The sequence below is a fragment of the bacterium genome (genome assembly GCA_041648665.1).
In the GTDB taxonomy this organism is placed as follows: Bacteria; UBA10199; UBA10199; order 2-02-FULL-44-16; family JAAZCA01; genus JAFGMW01.
Genome location: JBAZOP010000191.1, coordinates 1 through 2,909, shown reverse-complemented (window position 1 = coordinate 2,909; position 2,909 = coordinate 1). Strand labels below are relative to the sequence as shown.

At 65.6% G+C, this 2,909-nt stretch carries 4 protein-coding genes; 2 read left to right on the top strand and 2 right to left on the bottom strand.

Annotated elements, in window-relative coordinates; all coding sequences use genetic code 11:
• The coding region (locus WC683_20565) for a hypothetical protein (GenBank protein MFA4975005.1) at positions 1–196 on the top strand (196 nt) is incomplete at its 5' end.
• A 261-nt stretch (positions 197–457) separates the two neighbouring features.
• Positions 458–1,843: an IS66 family transposase gene (locus WC683_20560; protein MFA4975004.1), complete on the top strand. Its 1,386-nt coding sequence runs from the start codon at positions 458–460 to the stop codon at positions 1,841–1,843.
• A 22-nt stretch (positions 1,844–1,865) separates the two neighbouring features.
• Here the strand turns inward: WC683_20560 and WC683_20555 are convergent, their stop codons facing one another.
• Together WC683_20555 and WC683_20550 are read right to left on the bottom strand one after the other, a co-directional pair.
• Positions 1,866–2,291 (bottom strand): hypothetical protein, encoded by a 426-nt coding sequence (locus tag WC683_20555; protein ID MFA4975003.1) that lies wholly within the window; start codon positions 2,289–2,291, stop codon positions 1,866–1,868.
• A 384-nt stretch (positions 2,292–2,675) separates the two neighbouring features.
• Positions 2,676–2,909 (bottom strand): hypothetical protein (locus WC683_20550; protein MFA4975002.1); only part of this gene is annotated, 234 nt, incomplete at its 5' end.

Below are 2,909 nucleotides of genomic sequence, written 5' to 3'. Positions count from 1 at the left end.
GGCGACCTCACGCTCGCTGCGCAGCCTCAGCTCGCCCGGCCCCACAATGCCAAGGCGCGAGCTGCCGCGTGACGTCGGGGTCTACACGATGGGAAACTGGGATCTGCACCCCCACCAGATCTGCGAAACGTGGAGTGGGGAGTTGCTGAGCGAGAACCTTGAGCTTCTCGGACTCGGCTTGCAGCTTCTCGCGTAGGACGTTGCAGCGGCGACGCTTGTCAGGATCCTCCGTTTCCCGCAGGCCACCCATTTGACCTCCTTCGCGAAGAAGACTGGGTAGTCGGGTCCTGAGCGTGTTTACTATGTAACCGTTCACGGGGGTGGTCGGTTTTGGAGAACGGCCAGCTGACGAGCCGATTCCTGGATCATTTCGATCATCTGCCGAGGGGGATCGACAAGCAGAAGGAAGTGTGTTGCATGGAAGAAAGTGCAAGAAACGGCGGCGCAAGTCAGAGATCTGGAGGAGCAACTGCGGAAGCGGGACGAGCTCATCGCCGAGCTTCGGGCCGAGATCAAGAAGCTGCAGCAGCTGGTGGCGGAGTTGCAGGAGCGGCTGGGACAGAACTCCAGCAACTCGAGCAAGCCACCCTCGACCGACAAACCCGGCAGCAGGCCGTCGCGGAAATCGAAGAAGGGCAAGAAGAAGCGAAAGAGAGGGGGACAGCCCGGACATCGAGGGAGCCACCGGACCCTGCTGCCGCCTGATCAGGTCCGCCACGTCGAAGATCACTACCCCAAGCTCTGCGAGAACTGCTGGAAGAGCCTTCCTCGCACTCCCGACGAGAACCCGGAGCGCTTTCAGGTCACGGAACTGCCGCCTGTCAAGCCCGAGACAACCGAGCATCGCGGCCACGCGGTGACGTGCAGTTGTGGACACACCACGCGTGCCTCGATCCCTGACCAGGTCAAGGCATCAGCGTTCGGGCCGCGCCTCTCGAGCATCATGGCGATGTTCACGGGCATCTATCAGATGGGGCGCCGGCAGACCGTGGCGGCCCTGGCGGATCTGTTCGGGGTGAAGATCTCGCTCGGAGCTCTGAGCGGGGCAGAGAACCGCGTCAGCAAGGGCGTCGAGCCCGCGGTGGACGAGGCGTGGGACAGGGCCCAGCAGGCGGACGTCAAGCACGCCGACGGCACCAGCTGGCGCCAGGCCGGCCAGGCTCTGCAACTCTGGACGATCGCGACCGCCGCCGTGACCGTCTTCAAGGTGCTCACCGACGGAACGACCGAGGCGCTCAAGGGGCTGCTGGGGCGCATCAAGGGCGTACTGGTGTCCGACCGGGCGACGGCGCTCAACTTCTGGGCCATGAAGCGGCGGCAGATCTGCTGGGCGCACCTGCTCCGCAAGTTCGTCTCCTTCTCGGAGCGTGCGGGGCCCGCGGGCCGCTTCGGCCGAGTGCTGCTCGAGTACACCGGCATCATGTTCGACTACTACCGCCAGTACAAGGACGGCGAGATCTCTGGGAAGGTCTTTCGTCGGCGGATGGCACCGATCCGGCTGCAGGTCGAGGCCGTCCTTCAGCGGGCGGCACGGGCGAAGATCAAGCCGCTCTCGGGCTCGTGCGAGAACATCCTCGCCCATCGCGAGGCGCTGTGGACCTTCGTCGACAACCCGCAGGTGGAGCCAACGAACAACCACGCCGAGAGGGAACTGCGCCGCTTCGTCCTCTGGCGCCGACGCAGCTTCGGTACCCAGAGCGAGCGGGGAAACCGCTTCGCCGAGCGCATCATGACCGTCGCGCACACCGCTCGCAAGCAGAGCAAGCCGGTCCTTGCCTATCTGACGGCGGCCTGCGAGGCGCACCGCCTCGGTCAGCCGTGCCCCTCCCTCCTCGCCGCGTAGGCGGCTGAGGTGCGCGGCGCAGCTACCGCCCGTCGGTGTCCATCGGAAAGTAGCGGGTCGACCGCCGCTCTCCGGCTTTCCTGACGCGCTCCCGAGTCAGCAGGTGCTCGATGCTCACGCGCAGCTGCTTACCCGGGCAGCCCACAACCGCTGCGAGGACTTCCATCGTCTCGCCCGGGTGCGAGGCGATCGCCTCGTACAGCCGCTCCGTCAGCGCCGCCAACTCTGCTGGCTCGCGCGCCGGAGCTGGCTTTCTCGCCAGCCGCTGCCTGCCCTTGCCGGTGCTTGTCCGCCTCGGCTTCCGCTGTTCCTCGACCCCGACCACGTCGACGGCCGGGACCACGCTCGCGCGTTCGAGCGCATCGATCGCTGCCCGCCGGACCAGGTCACTGATGTTGCGCACGAAGGCGCTAACCTGCTGCTCGATGCTCTGCTGTAGATTGGTCATGCGCGCAGGCTGCCAGCATCGATCTCATCGCGCAACGACCCCCCTGAACGGTTACCTTTCCACAAGCTCCGTGCGCGCGCGACGAGGCCTCAGGGCCCTGGCCCACAAGAAGTGATGAAATGAGACTAGACTGACGAGAGCGCCGTTAGGCTGCTCGACGCAAGCTGCGCTGGTCGCGACGCCACAAGTCGCATGACGCGCCGCTGCGCTCGTGGCGTCGCCGCGTGGCGACTTGTCCCGAGCGGGACGCCCGTCACCAGAACGGCCACCATCGTCTCCTGCGGGGCTGCACCTCACCGAAGCGGGCGACAAGAGCGACGACTTGACCCTCGACTCGGTATCCCAGCAATGGGAACACTCCGCCCGGATCCGGACCAGTGTTGCTCACGACTCCTCGCTGCGCGACGATTTCATCTGCCGCTTCTCCACGGGCGGCAGCCAGTACGTCGGGATGCTGAACGTGGTTTTCGTCGACCAGCGCGAGTTGACCCGCCGTGGTTTCGACCCGTCCCAATGAGATCCACGGATCAACGGTGGCGGCCCCTTCAAGTACAGCGACATCTTCGTGGTGACTGACCAGTAGTTCGAGGGCGTCAGCCCCGTATTGCCGCTGGTAGG

Bases quoted from the DNA above. Each gene is read 5' to 3' on its own strand.
- WC683_20555 (MFA4975003.1), bottom strand. From the start codon at position 2,291: ATGACCAATCTACAGCAGAGCATCGAGCAGCAGGTTAGCGCCTTCGTG.